At 48.1% G+C, this 18,478-nt stretch carries 16 protein-coding genes, 1 tRNA gene and 1 other annotated feature; of the genes, 4 read left to right on the top strand and 13 right to left on the bottom strand.

The features are described from left to right. Positions 1–9: 9 nt before the first annotated feature. The 3 genes from ABC765_RS00840 to ABC765_RS00830 are packed head-to-tail and all read right to left on the bottom strand — an operon-like array spanning position 10 to position 3,186. Positions 10–981 carry an IpaB/EvcA family protein gene (locus tag ABC765_RS00840; RefSeq protein ID WP_347980512.1) on the bottom strand — a complete coding sequence of 324 codons (972 nt, stop codon included), beginning with the start codon at positions 979–981 and terminating at the stop codon, positions 10–12. Continuing rightward, complete coding sequence (locus ABC765_RS00835; RefSeq protein ID WP_347980511.1) at positions 978–2,252, bottom strand: hydroxymethylglutaryl-CoA reductase, degradative; 1,275 nt, start codon at positions 2,250–2,252, stop codon at positions 978–980. The genes ABC765_RS00840 and ABC765_RS00835 overlap by 4 nt, the downstream gene beginning before the upstream one ends. Continuing rightward, positions 2,239–3,186 (bottom strand): Ppx/GppA family phosphatase, encoded by a 948-nt coding sequence (locus ABC765_RS00830; protein WP_006499373.1) that lies wholly within the window; start codon positions 3,184–3,186, stop codon positions 2,239–2,241. The genes ABC765_RS00835 and ABC765_RS00830 overlap by 14 nt, the downstream gene beginning before the upstream one ends. A gap of 175 nt (positions 3,187–3,361) precedes the next feature. On the opposite strand from ABC765_RS00830, the gene helD reads away from it, so the two are divergent. Next, on the top strand, positions 3,362–5,677 hold the full coding sequence (gene helD, locus ABC765_RS00825) for an RNA polymerase recycling motor HelD (protein WP_347980510.1): 2,316 nt from the start codon (positions 3,362–3,364) through the stop codon (positions 5,675–5,677). A gap of 44 nt (positions 5,678–5,721) precedes the next feature. Here the strand turns inward: helD and ABC765_RS00820 are convergent, their stop codons facing one another. The 7 genes from ABC765_RS00820 to ABC765_RS00790 all read right to left on the bottom strand — a co-directional run bounded on the left by ABC765_RS00820 (position 5,722) and on the right by ABC765_RS00790 (position 11,893). Continuing rightward, entirely contained in the window at positions 5,722–6,897 is a 1,176-nt protein-coding gene (locus ABC765_RS00820; RefSeq protein WP_347952621.1) for a cation:proton antiporter, read from the bottom strand. A gap of 138 nt (positions 6,898–7,035) precedes the next feature. Further along, a tRNA-Thr gene (locus tag ABC765_RS00815) sits at positions 7,036–7,109 on the bottom strand. Between the two features lie 69 nt (positions 7,110–7,178). Next, a complete protein-coding gene (locus ABC765_RS00810) occupies positions 7,179–8,438 on the bottom strand; it encodes an MFS transporter (RefSeq protein ID WP_347980509.1) in 1,260 nt (419 codons plus the stop codon). Between the two features lie 166 nt (positions 8,439–8,604). Further along, the gene (locus tag ABC765_RS00805; protein ID WP_347980508.1) at positions 8,605–10,065 is read right to left on the bottom strand and encodes a hypothetical protein; all 1,461 of its coding nucleotides are present in this window, start codon (positions 10,063–10,065) and stop codon (positions 8,605–8,607) included. A gap of 87 nt (positions 10,066–10,152) precedes the next feature. Continuing rightward, positions 10,153–10,938, bottom strand: a complete 786-nt coding sequence (locus ABC765_RS00800) for a sulfite exporter TauE/SafE family protein (protein WP_347952618.1) — start codon at positions 10,936–10,938, stop codon at positions 10,153–10,155. Between the two features lie 208 nt (positions 10,939–11,146). Further along, positions 11,147–11,644: a phosphatidylglycerophosphatase A gene (locus ABC765_RS00795; RefSeq protein WP_033935224.1), complete on the bottom strand. Its 498-nt coding sequence runs from the start codon at positions 11,642–11,644 to the stop codon at positions 11,147–11,149. A 75-nt stretch (positions 11,645–11,719) separates the two neighbouring features. Further along, positions 11,720–11,893 (bottom strand): hypothetical protein, encoded by a 174-nt coding sequence (locus tag ABC765_RS00790; RefSeq protein ID WP_347980507.1) that lies wholly within the window; start codon positions 11,891–11,893, stop codon positions 11,720–11,722. Positions 11,894–12,017: 124 nt separating this feature from the next. Between ABC765_RS00790 and ABC765_RS00785 the strand changes: the two genes are divergently transcribed. After that, complete coding sequence (locus tag ABC765_RS00785; RefSeq protein ID WP_347980506.1) at positions 12,018–12,614, top strand: hypothetical protein; 597 nt, start codon at positions 12,018–12,020, stop codon at positions 12,612–12,614. A 48-nt stretch (positions 12,615–12,662) separates the two neighbouring features. Here the strand turns inward: ABC765_RS00785 and bsh are convergent, their stop codons facing one another. Both bsh and ABC765_RS00775 read right to left on the bottom strand, forming a co-directional pair. Further along, on the bottom strand, positions 12,663–13,643 hold the full coding sequence (bsh, locus tag ABC765_RS00780; RefSeq protein WP_347952615.1) for a choloylglycine hydrolase: 981 nt from the start codon (positions 13,641–13,643) through the stop codon (positions 12,663–12,665). Between the two features lie 243 nt (positions 13,644–13,886). Beyond that, a complete protein-coding gene (locus ABC765_RS00775; RefSeq protein ID WP_272223517.1) occupies positions 13,887–14,693 on the bottom strand; it encodes a 2-keto-4-pentenoate hydratase in 807 nt (268 codons plus the stop codon). A gap of 208 nt (positions 14,694–14,901) precedes the next feature. Continuing rightward, positions 14,902–15,142, bottom strand: a binding site (T-box leader). A gap of 193 nt (positions 15,143–15,335) precedes the next feature. On the opposite strand from ABC765_RS00775, the gene ABC765_RS00770 reads away from it, so the two are divergent. Then, a complete protein-coding gene (locus tag ABC765_RS00770) occupies positions 15,336–15,785 on the top strand; it encodes a hypothetical protein (protein WP_347952614.1) in 450 nt (149 codons plus the stop codon). Between the two features lie 42 nt (positions 15,786–15,827). On the opposite strand, the gene ABC765_RS00765 is transcribed toward ABC765_RS00770, so the two are convergent. Beyond that, positions 15,828–16,646: an AraC family transcriptional regulator gene (locus tag ABC765_RS00765; protein ID WP_288718836.1), complete on the bottom strand. Its 819-nt coding sequence runs from the start codon at positions 16,644–16,646 to the stop codon at positions 15,828–15,830. Positions 16,647–16,814: 168 nt separating this feature from the next. On the opposite strand from ABC765_RS00765, the gene ABC765_RS00760 reads away from it, so the two are divergent. Further along, the gene (locus tag ABC765_RS00760) at positions 16,815–18,476 is read left to right on the top strand and encodes a family 43 glycosylhydrolase (protein ID WP_347952613.1); all 1,662 of its coding nucleotides are present in this window, start codon (positions 16,815–16,817) and stop codon (positions 18,474–18,476) included. The last annotated feature ends 2 nt before the right edge of the window (positions 18,477–18,478 follow it).

Raw genomic sequence — 18,478 nt, 5'->3', positions numbered from 1 at the left:
CTTCCTTAATTATTTTCTAACGATAAATGGCACGTTTAGATCCGTCAGCAGTTTTTCAACCGGCTCATCATACAGTTTCAAGAATTCAGCCGGTGCATCGTTTTCAGGAGCCGGAATCGTAAACGAGTTCTGTCCATCATTGCGCCGTACGCCGATGTAGGCCCGCTTGCCAGTCTTACGATCTTTCATGTCGGAATGGAAAATCTCAAATACCTGCCGAACGCTCAACCGTAATTGCCGTTCGCTTAAAACCGGCGACAGCGTAACGAATTCCTTGTTGTGCAGCTTAGGCAGCTCCCAGGCCGTCATCTGCTCATCAAACAGCTCAAACAGCTTGACGACGTTGCGACGCAGGTCAAACGGCGAATTGATCGGCTTGGCGACCAGTTTTTCATACATTGCCACGGCTGCCTGGGTTGCAGCTGGGTAAAGCTTGGTCAGCTTGGCTTCATATTCTGCCAGGTGATCGCCGGTACCGTAAAAGACCAGGGCATCCAAAATCGTCAAAAGCCGCATCGTTCGCTCATCGTCAGCCTGATCGGATTCAGGCGTCAAGGTATGTTCGATGCCTTTAAAATACTCTGCTTCGATCTGATCGTCAATCAAGCCGTGCTTGCGCTGCTCAGCCGTAACTACCCGATGCATGACCGTATCGTAAAGATCGGTTGCCATAATCATCATTTGTTCGTCCAGCTCCTCACTGCCTAATGAAAGCTGAAAGAAAATCTGCGGAAAGCCGCGTAAAAGCATCAATAAATGCAGCAGCTCATGTGAAGCAGTATAGTCAGGGGCCGTTAGATCAGTCACCGTAATTACCAAACCGCCAGGCAGCGTTGTCTGACGGGCCTGATCGTGTCTGAGCCAGCCAGATTTCTCGCCTTCAAACTGGACAAAGACGCTGCCCTGCGGATAGATGGCATTAACGGCATCCAACAGACTTTGGGCCTCTTGATTCAATTTAATTGGTTGTTCTTCTGTCATAATGAGTCCTTTCTCAGTTCCTGAAGTGCTTGCTTGGCAATATCCTGATTAACCTGCGGCAGTTTCTTGAGACGCTTGACCAGAACCGGAACCTCAGCTGCCGTCGCGCCTACTGCAACAGCCAGCGAGCGATACTGCATCTGCATATGACCAGCCTGAATGCCACTGGTTGCTAAAGCCCGCAGTGCAGCCAGATTCTGTGCCAAACCGAGACTGGCAGCTACCCTGGCCAATTCACCCGCGGAATGAATATCATTGATCTTAAAGTTGAGCCTGGTCAAAGGGTTAAGCCCAATTGAGCCGCCGACCGTTCCTACTGGCAATGGCAGTTTTATCCGGCCCAATAAGGCATCACCGTCAATTTCCCAGGTGCTGAGTCCTTTAAGCCGACCGCTGCTTGCTGCATAGGCATACGCGCCGCTTTCGATTGCTCGCCAATCATTGCCGCTGGCGATCATCAGTGCGTCAATGCCGTTCATGATTCCTTTGTTGTGAGTAGCCGCCCGATATGGATCGACTTGCGCCAGCTGGCTTAATTCAGCAATCCGCTGTGCCACGACTTCGCCATTCATCGTTGCCGTTGCCAGGTTCTTAAAGCTGACCCGACAAGCAGCCGACTGCAGGCTCATAAAGGCCGCGTTGCTCAAGATTGCCGTTAAGACGTCATAGCCCTGCTCTTTTAAGTAATGGGCGACTGCCTCAGCCATCGTATTGACGGTATTGGCGCCCATTGCCTCACCCACGCCGATGATCAGATCAACGCTGACAAACGGTGCTGCCGGTCTGATTCTGATCCGTTTGGCGCCCCCGCCGCGTCTTTGCATTGAGGGATGCGCGGCATTGGCAACCGCCAGGATCTCGGCTTCGTGTTCAAGCAGCCACTTGTTTAGTGCTGCAGGGTCTGCAACGTTTTTTAAAACCACCTGCCCCAGCATTGCCCGCTCAGCTGCCGGAGCCGTAAAACCGCCGCTTAAAGCTGCCCGATTAGCACCATTACAGGCGGCCGCTACGACGGAAGGCTCTTCGGTAACCACTGGCACGGCGTAGGTCTTGTGATTGACGACCAGGTTGGTTACCACCCCTTCTGGCAAGCGGTAGTCGGTCAGATAGTTTTCAATCAGCTGACTGCCAAGCTGGCTGGCATTCTCCTTCATTAAGGCCTGCTGATCATCCTTTAATGAAAACTGATCACTGATAATCTGCTGCCGCTGGCTGGTTGGCAAGCGGTAGAGGCCATGCATCCAATCATGATTAAGATCATTGTTTTTCATCGTTTTGACTCCGTTTTTCGCGCTGCTGAATGTATTCGGTAATAATTCCTTCCCGCACGCCGCTTTCCGAAAAAATAACGCGGCCATCGCTGTTGCGCTCCAAAAGCGTCACTAATGGCAGCATGCCGCCAATAATGATGTCGGCTCGATCTGGTTCTAATCCGGGCATTTTCTTGCGCTGGGCCAGATTGCGGCTCAAAAGCTCGCGATAGGTCGCGTAGACCACTCGCGACGTTAAGCGATAGCCATGAATCGAGCCGCGATTTTTATGCCGATACGAACGACTCATCCGAGCCAGCGTTCGATTGGCGCCTCCTAACAAGACGATCGGCATCCGAGTAGCATAGCGCAGCCACGGAATCTTATTGAGTCGATCACAGACGGCTGCCTGGGCCTTAAAAAGGTCGGCACTGCGCACGTATCCGCCCAGATGATACTGCTCAGACAGGTTGACCGCGCCAATCGGCAATGAGATCAGATCTCTGGCCTTGCGATGCTGGACCAAAACCAGTTCGCAGCTGGCCCCGCCAACATCCAGAATCAGGCAGTGATTGAGCTTAAGGGTGCGCACCACGCCTAAATAGTCATAATATGCTTCTTTATAGCCGGAAAGAACGCGGACCGTCAGACCGGTTTCTTGTTTGACCCGTTGAAGAAATTCTTGTCGATTCTTGGCTTGCCGCACTGCTGCCGTTGCAATCGCCTGGACCTGCAGATTGGGCAGACCTTGATACTGACGCTTAAAGTGCTTGATTGCCTGGATTGTACGTTCCATTGCCTCGGGCTGGAGAATCTTTTCATGACCCATCCCTTCCGAAAGACGCGTATTTTCCTTAACGCGCTTGATTTCCCGAAACTTCCCATCCGGAGAGATTTCAGTTACCGCCATTCGAGCTGAATTTGATCCCAGGTCAACAATCGCGAGGTTTTCCACCACTTTCACCTCCGCTTTACTTGTTGATCATTAATTTTTTCAATATCCATTTAATGTTACCATTATCTTTCGCTATAAACACCGATTTTGCCATTAAAATTCGGTTTAGCCGCAATCGATGTTCGGACGTGCTAAAATAGTTAAGCTAATTTTTTGGAAAAGTGAGGAATTCAGCTTGGCAGACGAATACTCAGAACGAAAACTTGAACAGCAGCGCGTTGACTGGACGATTCAGCAGATTGACGCCCAGATCAAAAAAACGCAGGCTGCCTTAGACAGTGCCCACCAGGAAACGCGGGCCGTGGAAAAGAACTTTGGCGAAAACGCCTCGATCAACCGCTATGAAGTCGATGATATTGCCGAATCCCGCTCTGAGCTTGAGCAGCAGCGGCAATTGGTGGCGCGAACGGTCGAAAACGAGACCATCTTGCGTCATCAGCTGCAGACCCTGCAGCAGCTGCGGGAATCGCCTTATTTTGGCCGCATCGACATTCTGGATCCCGGCGAAAAAGAGCCCGAATCGCTTTACATCGGTACGGCTTCTTTAATGAACGATGACAAGACCGATTTTATCGTCTATGACTGGCGCGCGCCGATTTCTGGAATCTACTACAACGGTACGCTGGGCAAGGTCCAATACCAGACACCGGCTGGCACTCAGTCAACGACGCTGATCAAAAAGCGGCAGTTTACCATTAAAGATGGTCAGATCATCAATATGTTTGATACCAATGAGACCGTTGGCGATCAAATGCTGCAGGAAGCTTTAGGTCATCAAAACGACCAGTACATGCAAAATATCGTGGCGACGATCCAAAAAGAACAAAATGATATTATTCGTGATACCAAAAGCGATCTGCTGCTGGTTCAGGGGGTGGCAGGATCCGGCAAGACTTCAGCTATTCTGCAGCGAATCGCTTATCTGCTTTATCATAGCCGAACCGCACTCAATGCCGATCAGATCGTCTTGTTCAGCCCCAACCTTTTGTTCAGCCACTATATCTCTGACGTGCTGCCCAGCCTGGGTGAGCGCAACATGCGTCAGGTAACGCTGGAAGGATTTTTAAGACGCCGCTTTGAAGGACTGAACGTTGAATCCTTGTTTGAACGCTACGAGACGCGATCGCAAAACCCCGCTATCAGCCTCGACATTGCCAATTATCTGGAAGGCGCCGACTGCATGCATCAAGTCAAGGCATATCTGGAATTTCTCCAGCAGCACCCAAATGCAATCTGCTTTACTGATTTGAACTTTAGACAGCAGCCGTTTTTCAGTGCCGAACATATCCAGGCGATCTATCAAGCACAGCCAGCAGCCATGACGATTGCCGATCGCCTGTTGAAAACCAAAAACGCCTTGATCAAAGAACTGAAGAGCCGCATTCAAGACGTTGCCAAAAGCGACTGGATCGCCAAGGAACTTAACGATCAAGACGTCATTGGCCTGCATAATCTGTATGGCCAGAAAACCATTGACGACTTTGCCGATGAAGATGAACAGTATGCCTATCTTTCCTATCAGCTGGCCAAAAAGCGGCTCCGGATCGTCTATGATGCCATCTATAACGATTACTTCATCGACTTTAACAGCCAATACGAAAAATTTCTGCAGCAGCTCAGCCGGCCCGCAGCAGTCAAAAACAGCGACTGGCAGTCCATGCTCTTTGGCTATCGGCAGCAGCTTGAGTATCATCGCATCGCTCTAATGCATACGGCACCGCTGATGTATCTGCGCGACTTGATGAGCGGCAGCGGTCAGAATCGTTCTTTTCAATACGTCTTTATTGACGAGATGCAGGACTACTCACTGGCCATGCTGATCTATCTGAAGCACGCCTTCCCTAAAGCCAGGTTTACGATTCTTGGCGACAGCGAGCAGGCCCTCTTTAAACCGCTTCAGCTGCCCGGTCAGCTTTTGCAGCAGCTAAACGATGCCCTGGCCTTCAAGCATCCCAACTTGATCGAACTCAAGCGCAGTTATCGATCAACCATGGAGATTACCGATTTTGCCAAGAGCCTGCTGCCAGATGGCGATCAGATCATCTCGTTTACCAGACATGGCGCCAAGCCGCGACTGATTACTGCCGCTGATTCAGCCGATGCCGCCGCCGCGCTTTTGCAGCAGACCGCAATTTTGCATGAGCGCTACGCAACGATTGCCGTTTTAACCAAGGACCGCGCGCAGGCCAAGCAAGTCTACCAAACGCTGCACCGCCAGTTTAAGTCGATCGTGCATCTGCTCGACAGCCAAGACAGCGTGCTGCCAGTCGGTATTGTTGTCTTGCCAATCTATCTGGCCAAAGGATTGGAGTTTGACGCTGCAATTGCCTGGAACGTCTCAGACCAAAACCTGCCAGCCGAGCGTGCCGTTGGCTTGATCTATACTATGGCCTCCCGCGCAATGCATGAGCTGACTTTGATCAGTGCTGGTCCCGTCAGTTCGGTGATCAAGCAAAACGCAACCCAGCTTTTGGAAACTACAGAATCCTGACAATTCAAAAAGTCCCCGTGCCAATCTGCACGGGGACTTTTTTATCATGCTTGACTTTTGACTGTCTGCTTAACCTTCTGCAAGGCATTTTTCAAGATAAACGGTGCCAGAATCGTTGCCAAAACGATCACCGTAATCACATCGGAATAGTACTTTTCAGAAAGCAGGTGGGCTTCATAGCCAATCTGGGCCGTAATCAAAGCCATTTCGCCACGTGCGACCATGCCGCTGCCGATCACATAGCTGCTGTTGAAGTCAAAGCCCATCAGCTTGGCACCGCCGCCACAGCCGATCAGCTTGGTCAGACAAGCCAGAATCGTCATGACGATGATAAACAGCAATGAGTCGACAAAATGATCCAGCCGCATGCTCAAGCCGACGTTTACGAAAAACACCGGAATAAACAAGGCATAGCCAAGCGGTACGAAACTCTGATTGATGACTTCACTGGTCTTGGTATTGCCGATCGCGATTCCAGCAAAGAATGCTCCCACGGCACCGCTCAAGCCAACCTTATCAGCCAAGGCGGCCATCGTCAGACAGATGATCATTGCCGCGACTGCGGGGGCCGCAATCGTCAGCAGGCGTTGACTGGCATGCATCAGATAAGGCGCTAAAAACTTAACCAGCAGATAGGTACCGACAAAAAACAGCAGCTGCAAAAAGATGGTCAGACCCAGACTCATGTTCTGTTCGCCATCAAATCCCTGACCGCGCATCATGCTGATCAAAACGCTCAACGCAATCACACCGCCAATATCATCGGCAACTGCCGCACCAAGAATCGTTGCGCCCTCTTTGCTGTCGAGCTGCTGATACTCGCGCAAAACGGCCACCGAGATGCTGACTGAGGTCGCTGAAAAAATCACGCCGACAAACAATGACTCAAACCACTGCATGCCGAACAGATCAGCCGCCAGTCCCATGACCACAACCGGCAGAATCATCCCCATCAAGGCTACCACCACTGCCGGCTTAAGGTACTTCTTCAGCAGGTTCAAGTCGCTTTCCAAACCAGCGATAAACATTAAAATGATCACGCCGATTTCTTGGAACTCATTGATCATTTCTGTTTGGTGAACCCAATTCAGCATGGCCGGTCCAGCCACGACTCCGACTAAGATCTGCCCAATGACATCGGGAATGCCCCACCGCGCAAACAAATGCGAAACAAGCTGCGTGGCTAGAAGAATTCCCGCCAAAGTGGCAATAAAGCTCATGTCTTTCTCCTTTCTTTAAATGTTCAAAAACGAGACTATATTTTTATCTTACCAAAAACAACCACCGGCTTCATCAAAAAAGAAAAGCCTTCTGCCCAAACTGCAGAAAGCCTTTGTAAATTATCGCCGGTTTGATAGAGCCGTCTAGCGGACTTGAACCGCCGACCTCATCCTTACCATGGATGTGCTCTACCTATCTGAGCTAAGACGGCACTGGTAGTATAGCGAAGAATCGTGCTTCACGCAAGTCAGCAGTCCAGCAGTTTGATTTTTAACTTTGCCTATTCCGGTTTGGCATCGTTTAGGCGTGGCAGAATCAAAAAGATGACCAGACCGATCACGAAAAGAATCACCAAAGAAAAGATTCCCCAGCGCGAGTTGCCGGTCCATTGCGTAGCCAGTCCAACCAAAACCGGTCCCAGAATTGCCGAAAACTTGCCCAGAATGTTGTAAAAGCCAAAGAACTCACTGCTGTCGCTTTTGGGAATCAAGCGGCCAAAATAAGAACGGCTCAGTGCCTGAATGCCGCCTTGACTGGTTCCGACCAAAATCGCCAGCACCCAGAAATCAGCGGCAGACTTAAGCTTCAAGGCATAAAGGCAGATCAGCATGTAGACGATGATGCTTAACAATAATGCTCGCCGCGTTGAGGTCTTTTTGGCCAGCCAGACATACAGCATTGAAAACGGCGCGGCAATCAGTTGGACTACCAGCATGACAATCATCAGCGTCGTCGTCTTGATGCCCAGATCCTCACCGATAACCGTAGCCATGGTAACGATCGTGTCAACACCGTCAATAAAGAAGAAATAAGCCACCAGAAACCAAAATGCCTGACGATAGTGATTGATATGCCGCAGCGTCTGCAAAACGCGCTGCCAGCTGTTGGTAATGCGATTTTTGGTATCTGGAACGCCATAGCGCTGCTGCCCGTTTTTCATCAATGGCCAGGCAAACAGCAGCCACCAAATTGCCGAGAGCCAAAAACTGAACCGAGCCACGCCATTGCCATCCAATATGCCAAAACCATTCGTCAATTCAGCGGCTAAAAAGACGGCAAATGAGAGCACGCCGCCCAGATAGCCAAAGCCAAACCCAGCTGATGACACGGCATCCATCTGCTCATCGTCAGCCACGTCAGTTAAAAAACTGTCATAAAAAAGATTGCTGCCAGAATAGCCCATATTGGAAATCACATAGACAATGATCAGCCATAGCCAGGCCATCGTGCCATTTGCGGGCAGACTGCCTAAAATCATAGCGGTCACGATACCCAGCCAGGTAAAAATATTCAGCCAGCGCCGCTTAGCATGCGGATAATCGGCCAATGCTCCCAGCAAAGGCGCCAGCAGTGCAATGATCAAGGTACTGAAACTATTGGCATAGCCCCAATAGGCAGTTGAATCCGCTGACGAGATGCCGCCCTGCAAGGCAACGGCTTTAAAGTAAATGGGAAAAACCGCGGTCGTTACCAGCATGGCATAGCCGGAATTGGCCCAGTCGTAAAAGATCCATTCCCATTGCTGCTTGTTGAATTTCAAACTAATCATCCTTTCAAGACGTAATTCCAAACATAATAGAGCGGTTTTTGACTGAAAAGATTCTCTCTAGAATATATTTTAGCGCTATTTGATCAATTTTGATGCAACTACTCAAATATTAAAACCCACCAGCAGCTGCTGATGGGTTGATAGCAAGCCGGCCGTCCTAGTCCTCATCAGCTTGATAAGGACCAATGATCAGCTTGGTTTTTGACAGCGGGTAAGGAACGTGCTGACCGTCAACGATCTGGATTCTTTCGATTCGGCCAATTGCCAGATGATTGTCCCGCCCCACGGGAACCCTGACCAGATCGCCTTCTGCCAAGCGCTCGTCTTCCGTACGATAGCAATACGTGCGTCCATCTTCTTCAAAGGAGACGTCACAATAGATATATTGGCCCGGCCGCCGCCATTGATGATTGTAGAGTGCCGGATCGATAAGCTCATTGTTGCCGTAAAAGCTTAAGAAGTCTTCGATTATCATGGCCAGTTTGGGAAAATCAATCGGCAGACCCTGCTTGTCAAACGAGCCATTGATGATTCGAGTCTGACCAGCAGCGGTTTGAATCTCAATTGCATAGCGGCGCTGGTCATCCGGATCAAACACCACGTCGTCATCATTGCCGTTGACGTATGCCAGAAAATCCGGTGTCTGCAGTACGTCCAGCAAGGCATCGATCGTATCCGCAATATGGTAACGGTGCTCCATTTCGCAATCGTCGCTCAGATGCTTGCGATAGATCAATTCCTGCTGGGCACGGTCGATTACGATGCTTTCCAGATAATCAAGCTGAACCGGTTCGCCATCTTCTTGGTAGGCATTGAGCTGCCGATGATAGCGAATCGTGAGCCGATCGATCTTTTCCGCGTGGATTAGACCATCAAACAGCCATAGCTTGGCATCCCCAGTCCAGATCTGCCGCAACTCTTGAGCCAGTTCACCCAGCGCCGCGTCGGTCAGCCAATATCCGCGCGTCTGAAATTTTTGCCCATTCGTCGCCGTCAAAGTCAGCTGCCATTCGTTTTCAATATTGGTTGGCTTAAAATCATGCCGTTTTGCAAAATAAAGAGCCAGTTTCTCGAAAAAGACGTTGAGCTGCGGACCTTTTAGATTCTCATTTTGCGTTGTCAGCAGCTCGTATTGATCATTCATGATGCGCAGCTCGGCCTTGCCATTGCGACCGATCTTCAGCCATTGCACGCTTGCCGGCGAATCGGTGGCAGCCTGAGAGATCAGCTCCAGATGCGCGATGACGCCATGAAACACAAATGGTAGGGATTCATTGGCCAGCGCCAGTTTCTTTAACTGCTGCAGGGCCGCGATCAACCAGGCTTTTTGCGTGTCGGCTGGTTGGGCATGCCAATTTTGCCATTGACGATAGATCGCATGTCCCAGCATCATCTTGTCATTGATTTTAGAAATGATCTTTTTCAAGCCGGTCAGCGACGTCATCGGCTGCTCAATTGGAAAGGCCGCATCCAGGTCAAGCGTTGGCTGATCAAAATGCAGTTTTTGACATTGCCAGACAAATTCTGAATCCAACAGTACTTCAGTCGGCTGATCCTGTTTTAGCAGTACCGACAGCCACTGATCGACAAAATCCAAAATTGCTTGATCCTTTTTCATCTGCGCATCCCCCTTTGAACTGATTATTCTTAATTTACCATTCTTTGCGATCTTGGGGTTAAAAAAAGCGCTGCCGCTGAGCAACGCTTATGAAAAATTCCGAATCGTCAGTGAAACTGCCAAGATCAAGGCGCCGATCCCGACCAGAATCTGCATCAGTCGACCAGGCAGGTGCCGTACGATGATTGGTCCCAAGATGCCGCCAATAATATTGCCGATCATCAGAGGCAAGACATAGTGCCAGCGAATCGGCGTCTCCAAGGCAAACACGATCCAAGCCGTCGTATTGGTTGCCGTCATTGCCACGTTTTTTAAGGCATTGTTGATGGCAAAACTCTCTTGACGGTTGATGATTGAAAGCAGCGTCAGACACAAAACGCCCGCGCCCGCATTGAAGTATCCCGCATAGACGCCGATCAAAAAGATCCACAGCATGTTGAACCCACGCTGCACCAATGACTTGCCAAACATGCGACTGTTGGCCGACATCGTTTCTTGGGCCTGCTTAGGCTGGTGGGGAAACAGCAGGATCACCCCGCCAATGCCGATACAGATTGGCACCAGATATTTAAACCATGACCCTGGCAAGGCAAACAGCAGCCAGGCCCCCAGCACCGAACCGACCAAAACCAATGGCAAAACGATCTTGACCTGCTTTTGATGGCCCTGCAATTCCTTGGTCGAGGCAAACAGTGAGCTGTAGCCGCTGGCAATCGTTGAAAAGGCACTGGTTACATTGGCCGTCACCGGTGGCAGCCCCATGGCCAACAGCGAAGGATAGGTCACCAACGACGCCAAACCGGCTGCGGCACTGATGATCCCTGCCAAAATGCCAATGCCGATCATCAAAAAGATAAATTCCACTCCCGTCATCTCTTTCCCTAAATAATGTCAGAATTGTTTTTAATTATAGAACATTCATCGATGATTTAGGCCTGAGTTTCTTAAAAAAAACTTAAAAAATCACCAACCATCACTTCGACTACTGTTGTTGATGAATTCTTAATTACCAGGAGCTATCCTGCCGCCAGCTGCCAATGCCGCATCGTTAAGCAGTCAATTATCGAACGCTCCCATCATACTAGGCATATTTATGGGCAATCTTGCCGCAGACTGCTGCCACGATCGCGCCCAATAGATCATCAATAAACGTGTTGATGTGGTTTTCATCGGTATCAAAGCTTTTGATGATGCCGTATTTGACCCGGTCCAGATAGCCGAAGTTCGTTGCGCCGATCGTGCCATAGATATCAGAGATCTGCAGCGCCAAAGCCTCATCAACGCCAAAAACACCGGCATCTTTTCTGATGATTGAAAGCAGCGGTTCTTTGATTTGATTTTCTTCAGCCAGGCGATCCAGTTCCAGTGCCACCATGGCATTATTGAGCAGCTCGCGTTTGTGCATGACGTTGAGCAGCTCCTCATAGCAGTCGGCTTCCGTTAATTCAGGAATAAACTGCTGCTGCAGGTCAAAAGCAATCTTGGCCAGCTGATGCAGATCAACGCCGCGTTCTTTTAAGCGCGTAATTACAAATTCATGGGCCTTGGTATCTGGATATTTAAAATCTTTTGTCAGCAAAATCTTCACCTCATTTTGAAACACTCACCGCGAAAAATCACAGGCATCAAACTGACTACGACTGAAAATCACCGCTCAGACCGATGACTTTCCCGTCGTCTGCCACCACCAGAGCAATAAGATCAGCAATCCTGCCAGACCAATCAGTTCAACGATCAGCCACTGCTTCTGGTGCGAACCGGCTGGCAGCGGAAAGACGAACACGAATGGCAAAATCAGCCAGCCATGCCTTAACAGCCAAAACAGCATTTAAATCCCTCTTTTAATCTAACATATTGCAATTATAACGCCTATGATCTTCACGCCGGTTTTTATTGCCGTTTTGTGGTAAAATATTTTTCTTAAAGAACACTATAGAAAGTTGGCACTAGTTATGGGAACGGTCATCGTTTTGCCTGATTTAAAACAATCATCTGCATTTTGGCAGCAGCTTAAAGTCGGTCATCATCAGCTAAGACTGATTGATTATCGTCAATTCAGCGATGCGGCTTTAGACTACCAGTCCTTGGCGCAGGCCGTTGAACAACTGGTGCGCCAGGTTCCGCAGCCGGTTACGCTGATTGGGGATGGCATTGGTGCCGTCATCGCGCTTAAAGTCGCCGTTACCGCGTTTGGCCGCATTGATAATCTGCTGCTGGTCAAACCGCAGTATCAAATCCCAACGGCCCGCTTGAAACGGCAGGCAGCTCGGTGGCGACTGCTTCCCCAAGGCAGTTTTAAAGACCGGCCACTCGACAAAAAATCATCCTTGGCTCTGCTGCAGTCGTTATATGACGCAGACCTGACCAATCAGCTGATGCACGTTCAATGTCCCACGACCGTTTTCTGCGGTGCCCGCGATCGGCAGAACCGCACGGCAGCGCAAGGCCTCAGCAATCGACTTTTTGATGGTCATCTGGTCTGGATCGACAGAATGGAAGCAGCCATTAATGATGACGGCTTAAAAGCTTTGGGCAATCAATTACGCTGATCAGACAAAAACCGCTTGGAAATATTTCCAGGCGGTTTTATTTAAGGCTTAGTTTTGCCAGTTGATGTTTTGTTCGTTTACCAGATCATAATCAATCAATTCCCGGCCATCCAAGTCAACCTTGTGCATGTCAACGGCATTGATCTGATTGTTGTCGTAGGTGGTGTAGTAATAGATACCACGGTCGGCATTGACACAAGATGAATAGATCGTAAATTCAAATTGATTATTCTCGACGCCATCCAGGTTCTTTTGCTGTTCAACCGAGTGCAGAATGTGGAAGAAGTTGCCGACGTTTTCATTTTCGGTTTCTCCCTTAGGCGCGTTAAGCTTGGTAAAGGCAACCTTGACAAAGCGCGACATTGAGTCCATCCCGCCAGGCAGGCCCCGCGTTCCCAGACCACGGCTGTAGTTGTCGAGCTCAAGGTCTTGGCTGAACTTGTTTTCTGGCTGCTGAGGGCTCAAGAACTGGTAGTTGTTCAAGTTGAACAACTGCTTGTCGAATTGAGGATTGTTGGTCAAGACGCCAACTGGATTGTCATAGACATGCAGGCCATCACGATCGCATTCAATCGTTAAAGTCTTTTCAGAGGCCGTTTCAGCCATCAGCCAGTGCAGCGGTGAAAGCGGCAGCTGTTCGCTAAAGTCGATCTTAACCAGGTTGATCTTATCCAGCAAAACCTTAGCTTCAGCCAGCGTTGCGCATTGACCCAGAATCCATGATACGAATTCAAATGGCGATACGTTGTCCTTGCCTTCTGCATATGGCTTGTAGTCGGCATTGCCTGGGTAGTTTAAGCCAGCCATGCTCAAGCCTTTTTCATTAGTAGCGTCAAAATAAAGGGGATAGTTGTCGACCGTCGTTGCCATACCGATCAGGGCATAGTGATGTTCAAGCGTTGGCATCTTACGGAAAGTCAGCGGAAAATTACGCGGCGTGATCGTAACCTTTTCACCATAAGACAATTCCAGATCCAAATTCCGACCAAAATAGTGGTCACCAGCAGTATAGGTTGCTGCAGTACACATGAGCCTTCACTCCTTTACAGATGTAAATTATCATTTTCGATCATCATTTTAGTGCAAACTATTTTTAAAACAAGTATTGCATAAATTAAAAAAACTGCTACCACGGGGGCCCAATCCCGTCATAACAGTCTTTTCGCGTTTTGTCGATTAATAGATTTAAATAATTCTTATTGTGTTTTTAAACAATTCTTAAGCTGATTTTTTGTCATTTTTACTAACAAATCAGGTAGGGAAAACATAACACTAGTCGGTAACGTTCAGCTCAACCGTGCCAAAGCCATGATCAAACTTAGCTTCCCACTTGCCAGCAGCCAGTTTTGGCGGTAAGACGAACGTTCCGGAAGATACCAGCTGACCCTTTTTAAACTGCTTGCCTTGTGAAGCCAGCTTAGCCACCAGCCATTGCAGCGACTTCAGCGGATTGCCCAGCACTTCTGAGGAATCTCCTTCATCCTTCTTCTCACCATTGAAATATAGCTCGGCGTGAACTTTGGCGGCATCTTCAGGCGTAGCAAATACCTTATCCGTATCACGTTCTTCGCCATAGACGACCAGACCGCCCACGGCACAGTCAGACATAACGTTGTACTTGGACAGATTAGGGAACCAGTCCTTAAAGCGTGAGTCGGGAACTTCAAGCGTGCCGCACACCGTCGTCTTCTTCATCAGGTCTTCAAGCGAATCGTCTGGAGACAGATCTTCTTTAGCTCGGAAGCCCAGCTCAACTTCGGCCAGCGCAGCCATGCGATCACTGAGCTTGACTTCTGCTGGCGACTTTAAGAAGTGATCTTCTACCTGCTGGCCATACAGCGGCGAATCAGAGTCAAACATCTTTTGCGTTTCCTCACTGGTCAAGGAAACCTTGTAGCCGCCAACCGGTTGATCCTTTAAAGCCGTAACGCGATCCTGAACTAAGTAGGCCGTGTCGTCATCATTAACGACGCCTTCCCATTCAGATTCTAACAGCGGGTTGCCAGACTTGTAGGCATCATACAGTGCTTGAGCGAATTTTTCTTGGTTTGCGGTCAGGTTTGCTTGTTGTTCAGTCATATTAGATTCCTCCATTTTTAATTGCCTCACGCTGGCAGATTATAATGGTTACCGCGTGAGTGTCCTTGTTTAAGGCGTTTTGCGAGTTGATTTTTAATATTGGTAATGTCGCTAATGTCGCTGTCTTTCATGACACTCACCTCTCTTGATGCTTGGTTTTGAATACGAATTAAAAAACGCCCTTTAAATGCCTGCTTTCGCAAAGCACTTAAAGGACGTCACATGGGCGTGGTACCACCTTTTTTCGTTAAGCTTAAACTTAACCTCAAACAAACCCAGCCAGACTGGATTCATCGGCACGATAATGGGTGCTGCCAGGTACGTCTTACTAAGATTTTGACGCCCAACTCATAGGTGATTTTCACTTGACCGCGCGGCTGACTCGCAACTACCGTCAGCTTTCTGCTTGGCTGGCTGATCAAGCTACTCTTCCTAATCAACGTTTTTAATTTATTTCTAATTCGCATTTAATTTATGCTTATATAATAAGCACCACAATCCTCAAAGTCAATAGGTTTTTAAAATTTTATCATCATTTTCTAATTTAACGCTTATAAAACACCACAAAAATGCTGATTCTGTCGTTACATTATTGCCCCGCCAAGCGTAAAATATAATCAATCAACGACGCGAGGTGAGAAGATGCGGTGGAACAATAATCGCCAAATTGGCCAAAACTATCGTGCTATGATCAGACTGATGTTTGCCGTTGCCATCATTGCGGCTGTAATTATGGCCATTTTTGATGATCATCCCGATCTGGATCCGACCATTTTACAAAGTCGTACCACACACCTAAAAAGATCGCTCAACCAAAATCTAGACCATGATCAATACATAAAAATCGATGTATCTGAACGCCGCATTCTTTTAAAAACATCGGCACAGAATCTTACCGATCAGCAGCTAAAAAGTCAGCTGGATCAGTTGACCAATCAGATCAGCACGCTGCAAAAAGCTGCCCAGACACATCTACCCATCTACGTACAAAATCCGCACGGCCAGATCATTGCCCAGATCAAAACCGATCATCGCGGCTGGTACCGCAGTCAAAAAGGCCTTAAAGTCAAAGCTGTATTCGGAACGCAATAGTCATCGCCAACAGCGGTGGCTTTTTTACGATCACTCAACAACTTACCTGGATCTGTTTTTGCGAACCTCATGTGGCAAGATTCCATACATTTTTTTGAACTGTTCACGACTGGTCCGTCGGTTGGTCAAGCCATGTCGATCCATCAATTCATTGATTGGCTTATCGGTTTCGAGCAGGTCATCATAAAAACGGCTCAAGCGAATCTCATAAATATATTCAGTCAGTGTGATTCCCATATTTTTCTTAAACAGTCGCGACAGGTAAGAAGCATTATAGCCTGACTGTCTGGCCATTTGCTGAATTGAGATTTCTTCTCGATAATGACTGTCAATATAGACCAACAAGTTCTTAAGATTGCTGCCAACATTTGAAAAAACGTTTTTTCCCTCTTCTCCAAGATTCAGAACGATCAGCTTTAAAAATTCGGTTAGGGCAATCTCGGCATCAAACAGGTAACCAGCCGGCTTTTCATAAACTGCCTGATTAATCTTTAATAGCTGAGCAATGATCTGTTTTTTCAGTTTAGTACTGATTGGACGACTCATATCAAATAGGATCTCTTCTGGCTTGGCAACGTATGGATCAAGAATCTGAAGCGGTATCTGCAAAACCAAGGCTTGATTGGGCGTATTTCTGACATCATGAATGACCCCTGATGAAATGATAATAAACTCATTATTGGTAATACTGGTGGTTTTTCGGTTCATGGTTACTGTCAACTCACCATTCAGTACTAATAGCACCTCAATGCTGTTATGCCAATGAAAAGGTACGTAACCGGAAGTCGTAACGTCCGATTGATAAAAACGTACTCCTAATGGCAGATTGCTGACAACGTATTCATGATGACTGCTGCTCATAATAATTCTCCTATCAGAAAGTTACAATTTTTACTTTTTGAAAATAACATTTTTACAACATCCAGTTTTTCTATTGGAAACGGCTTCAAGATATTATATTATAATTTCACAAAATAAATGTAAACGCAATCATAAACCGATATATATGCATTTGGGAGGATATTCAAAATGACTGAAATTCAAAATCCAATCATCCCTGGAATGGCTCCGGATCCATCAATTATTCGTGTAGGTGAAGATTATTACATTGCAACCTCCACATTCCACTGGAATCCAGGCATTCAGATTTTTCATTCCAAAGATTTGGTCAACTGGGATCTTTTAACCCACGTTCTGCAGCATGGTGAGGTTAACCTGCGCGGAACCAATACGCCAGCCGGCATCTGGGCTCCGCACCTGTCCTACGATGAAAAAAACGGCCTGTTTTGGCTGGCATACTGTCATATGCAGAATATGGCCGGTCGTGAGTTTAATTCTGAATCCTACGCCATGTATGCCAAAGATATTACTGGTCCTTGGTCAGAACCAATCTATTTGACCTCAATTGGTTTTGATCCATCCCTTTACCACGATGAAGATGGTCATCACTATCTTTCCATTCTGGAATGGGAAACACGTTTGGGCTATCAGGCACCCGGCCATCTGGTAATTGCCGAGGCTGATCTTGAAAATGGTGGCATCAAAGGGAATTGGCATCGCGTCTCGACTGGCTTCACCACGCGTGGCTGCGTTGAGGCTCCCCAGATCTACAAACATGACGGCTGGTTTTATCTGCTGGCGGCTTCTGGCGGTACCGGCTATGGGCATGGTATCGAGATCGGTCGCGCAAAGCACGTTTTTGGACCATATGAGCCAAACCCAACCGGCGAGCCAATCATTACCTCATCGCCACGCCATCTGTTCTCATTGGGTGATCCAGATGCTGGTCACTTCGAGATGTATAATCCACACTCGATCATGCAAAAAGCTGGGCATGGTTCGTTGGTTGAAACACCTAACCATGAATTCTACATTGCTCATCTAATGTCACGCCCGCTGCCTGGTACAACCTTAAATCCACTGGGACGCGAAACCTCACTGCAAAAAGTCATTTGGAATGAAGATGGCTGGCTTGAGATGGCGGATGGCTCCAATCTGGCAAAGATGTCAACTCCAGCACCTGCTGGCATAACCAATTCTCGTAATCAAGAGTTTGATGACGTCTTTGACGATTTTAAAGGCGACGCCTACAATCTTAAGTTTATGACTCCTTACCATGAACAAAATGCTTCCTGGGTCGGTATCGTAGACAATCAGCTCATGATCAAGGGTGCAAATTCTCTTTTCTCGCAAGTTAGCCCTTCAATCATGGCCACGCGCGCTACTTCACTTGACTACTCACTGCAAACCAAAGTGACATTTGATCCTGTTCATTATTCACAGACTGCTGGGGCTGGACTGTACTATGATTCCAATAACTGGCTGTACGCAAGTCTGCATCTGGATGATAAGGAACAAAAGCTGGTATTGGGCATCATTCAAGCCAAACTAGGTGAAAAGATTGATTATGTCTATGATCAAGTCGAGGTTCCTGGCAATAGTGCTGAAATCAAGATTAACTATCACCTGGGGACGGCTCAGATTTACTGCCGCTTTAACGAAAACGATGAATGGATCAAAGTTGGCAAAGACTTTGACGTCAGCTATCTATCTGATGAAGGCGTCAATGGCGAGCCCGGCGAAATTGGCGGTTTTACCGGCCTGTTCAACTTTATCGGCAGTGTCGATGCCTACCAGCATGATTCAGCAGCTGCTTTCGACTACTATCAGGTTAAAAATGGGGAGAAGTAATT

It is taken from the genome of Limosilactobacillus sp. WILCCON 0051, from assembly GCF_039955095.1.
Taxonomy (GTDB): Bacteria; Bacillota; Bacilli; order Lactobacillales; family Lactobacillaceae; genus Limosilactobacillus; species Limosilactobacillus allomucosae.
This window is presented reverse-complemented; position numbering and strand designations above follow the sequence as displayed.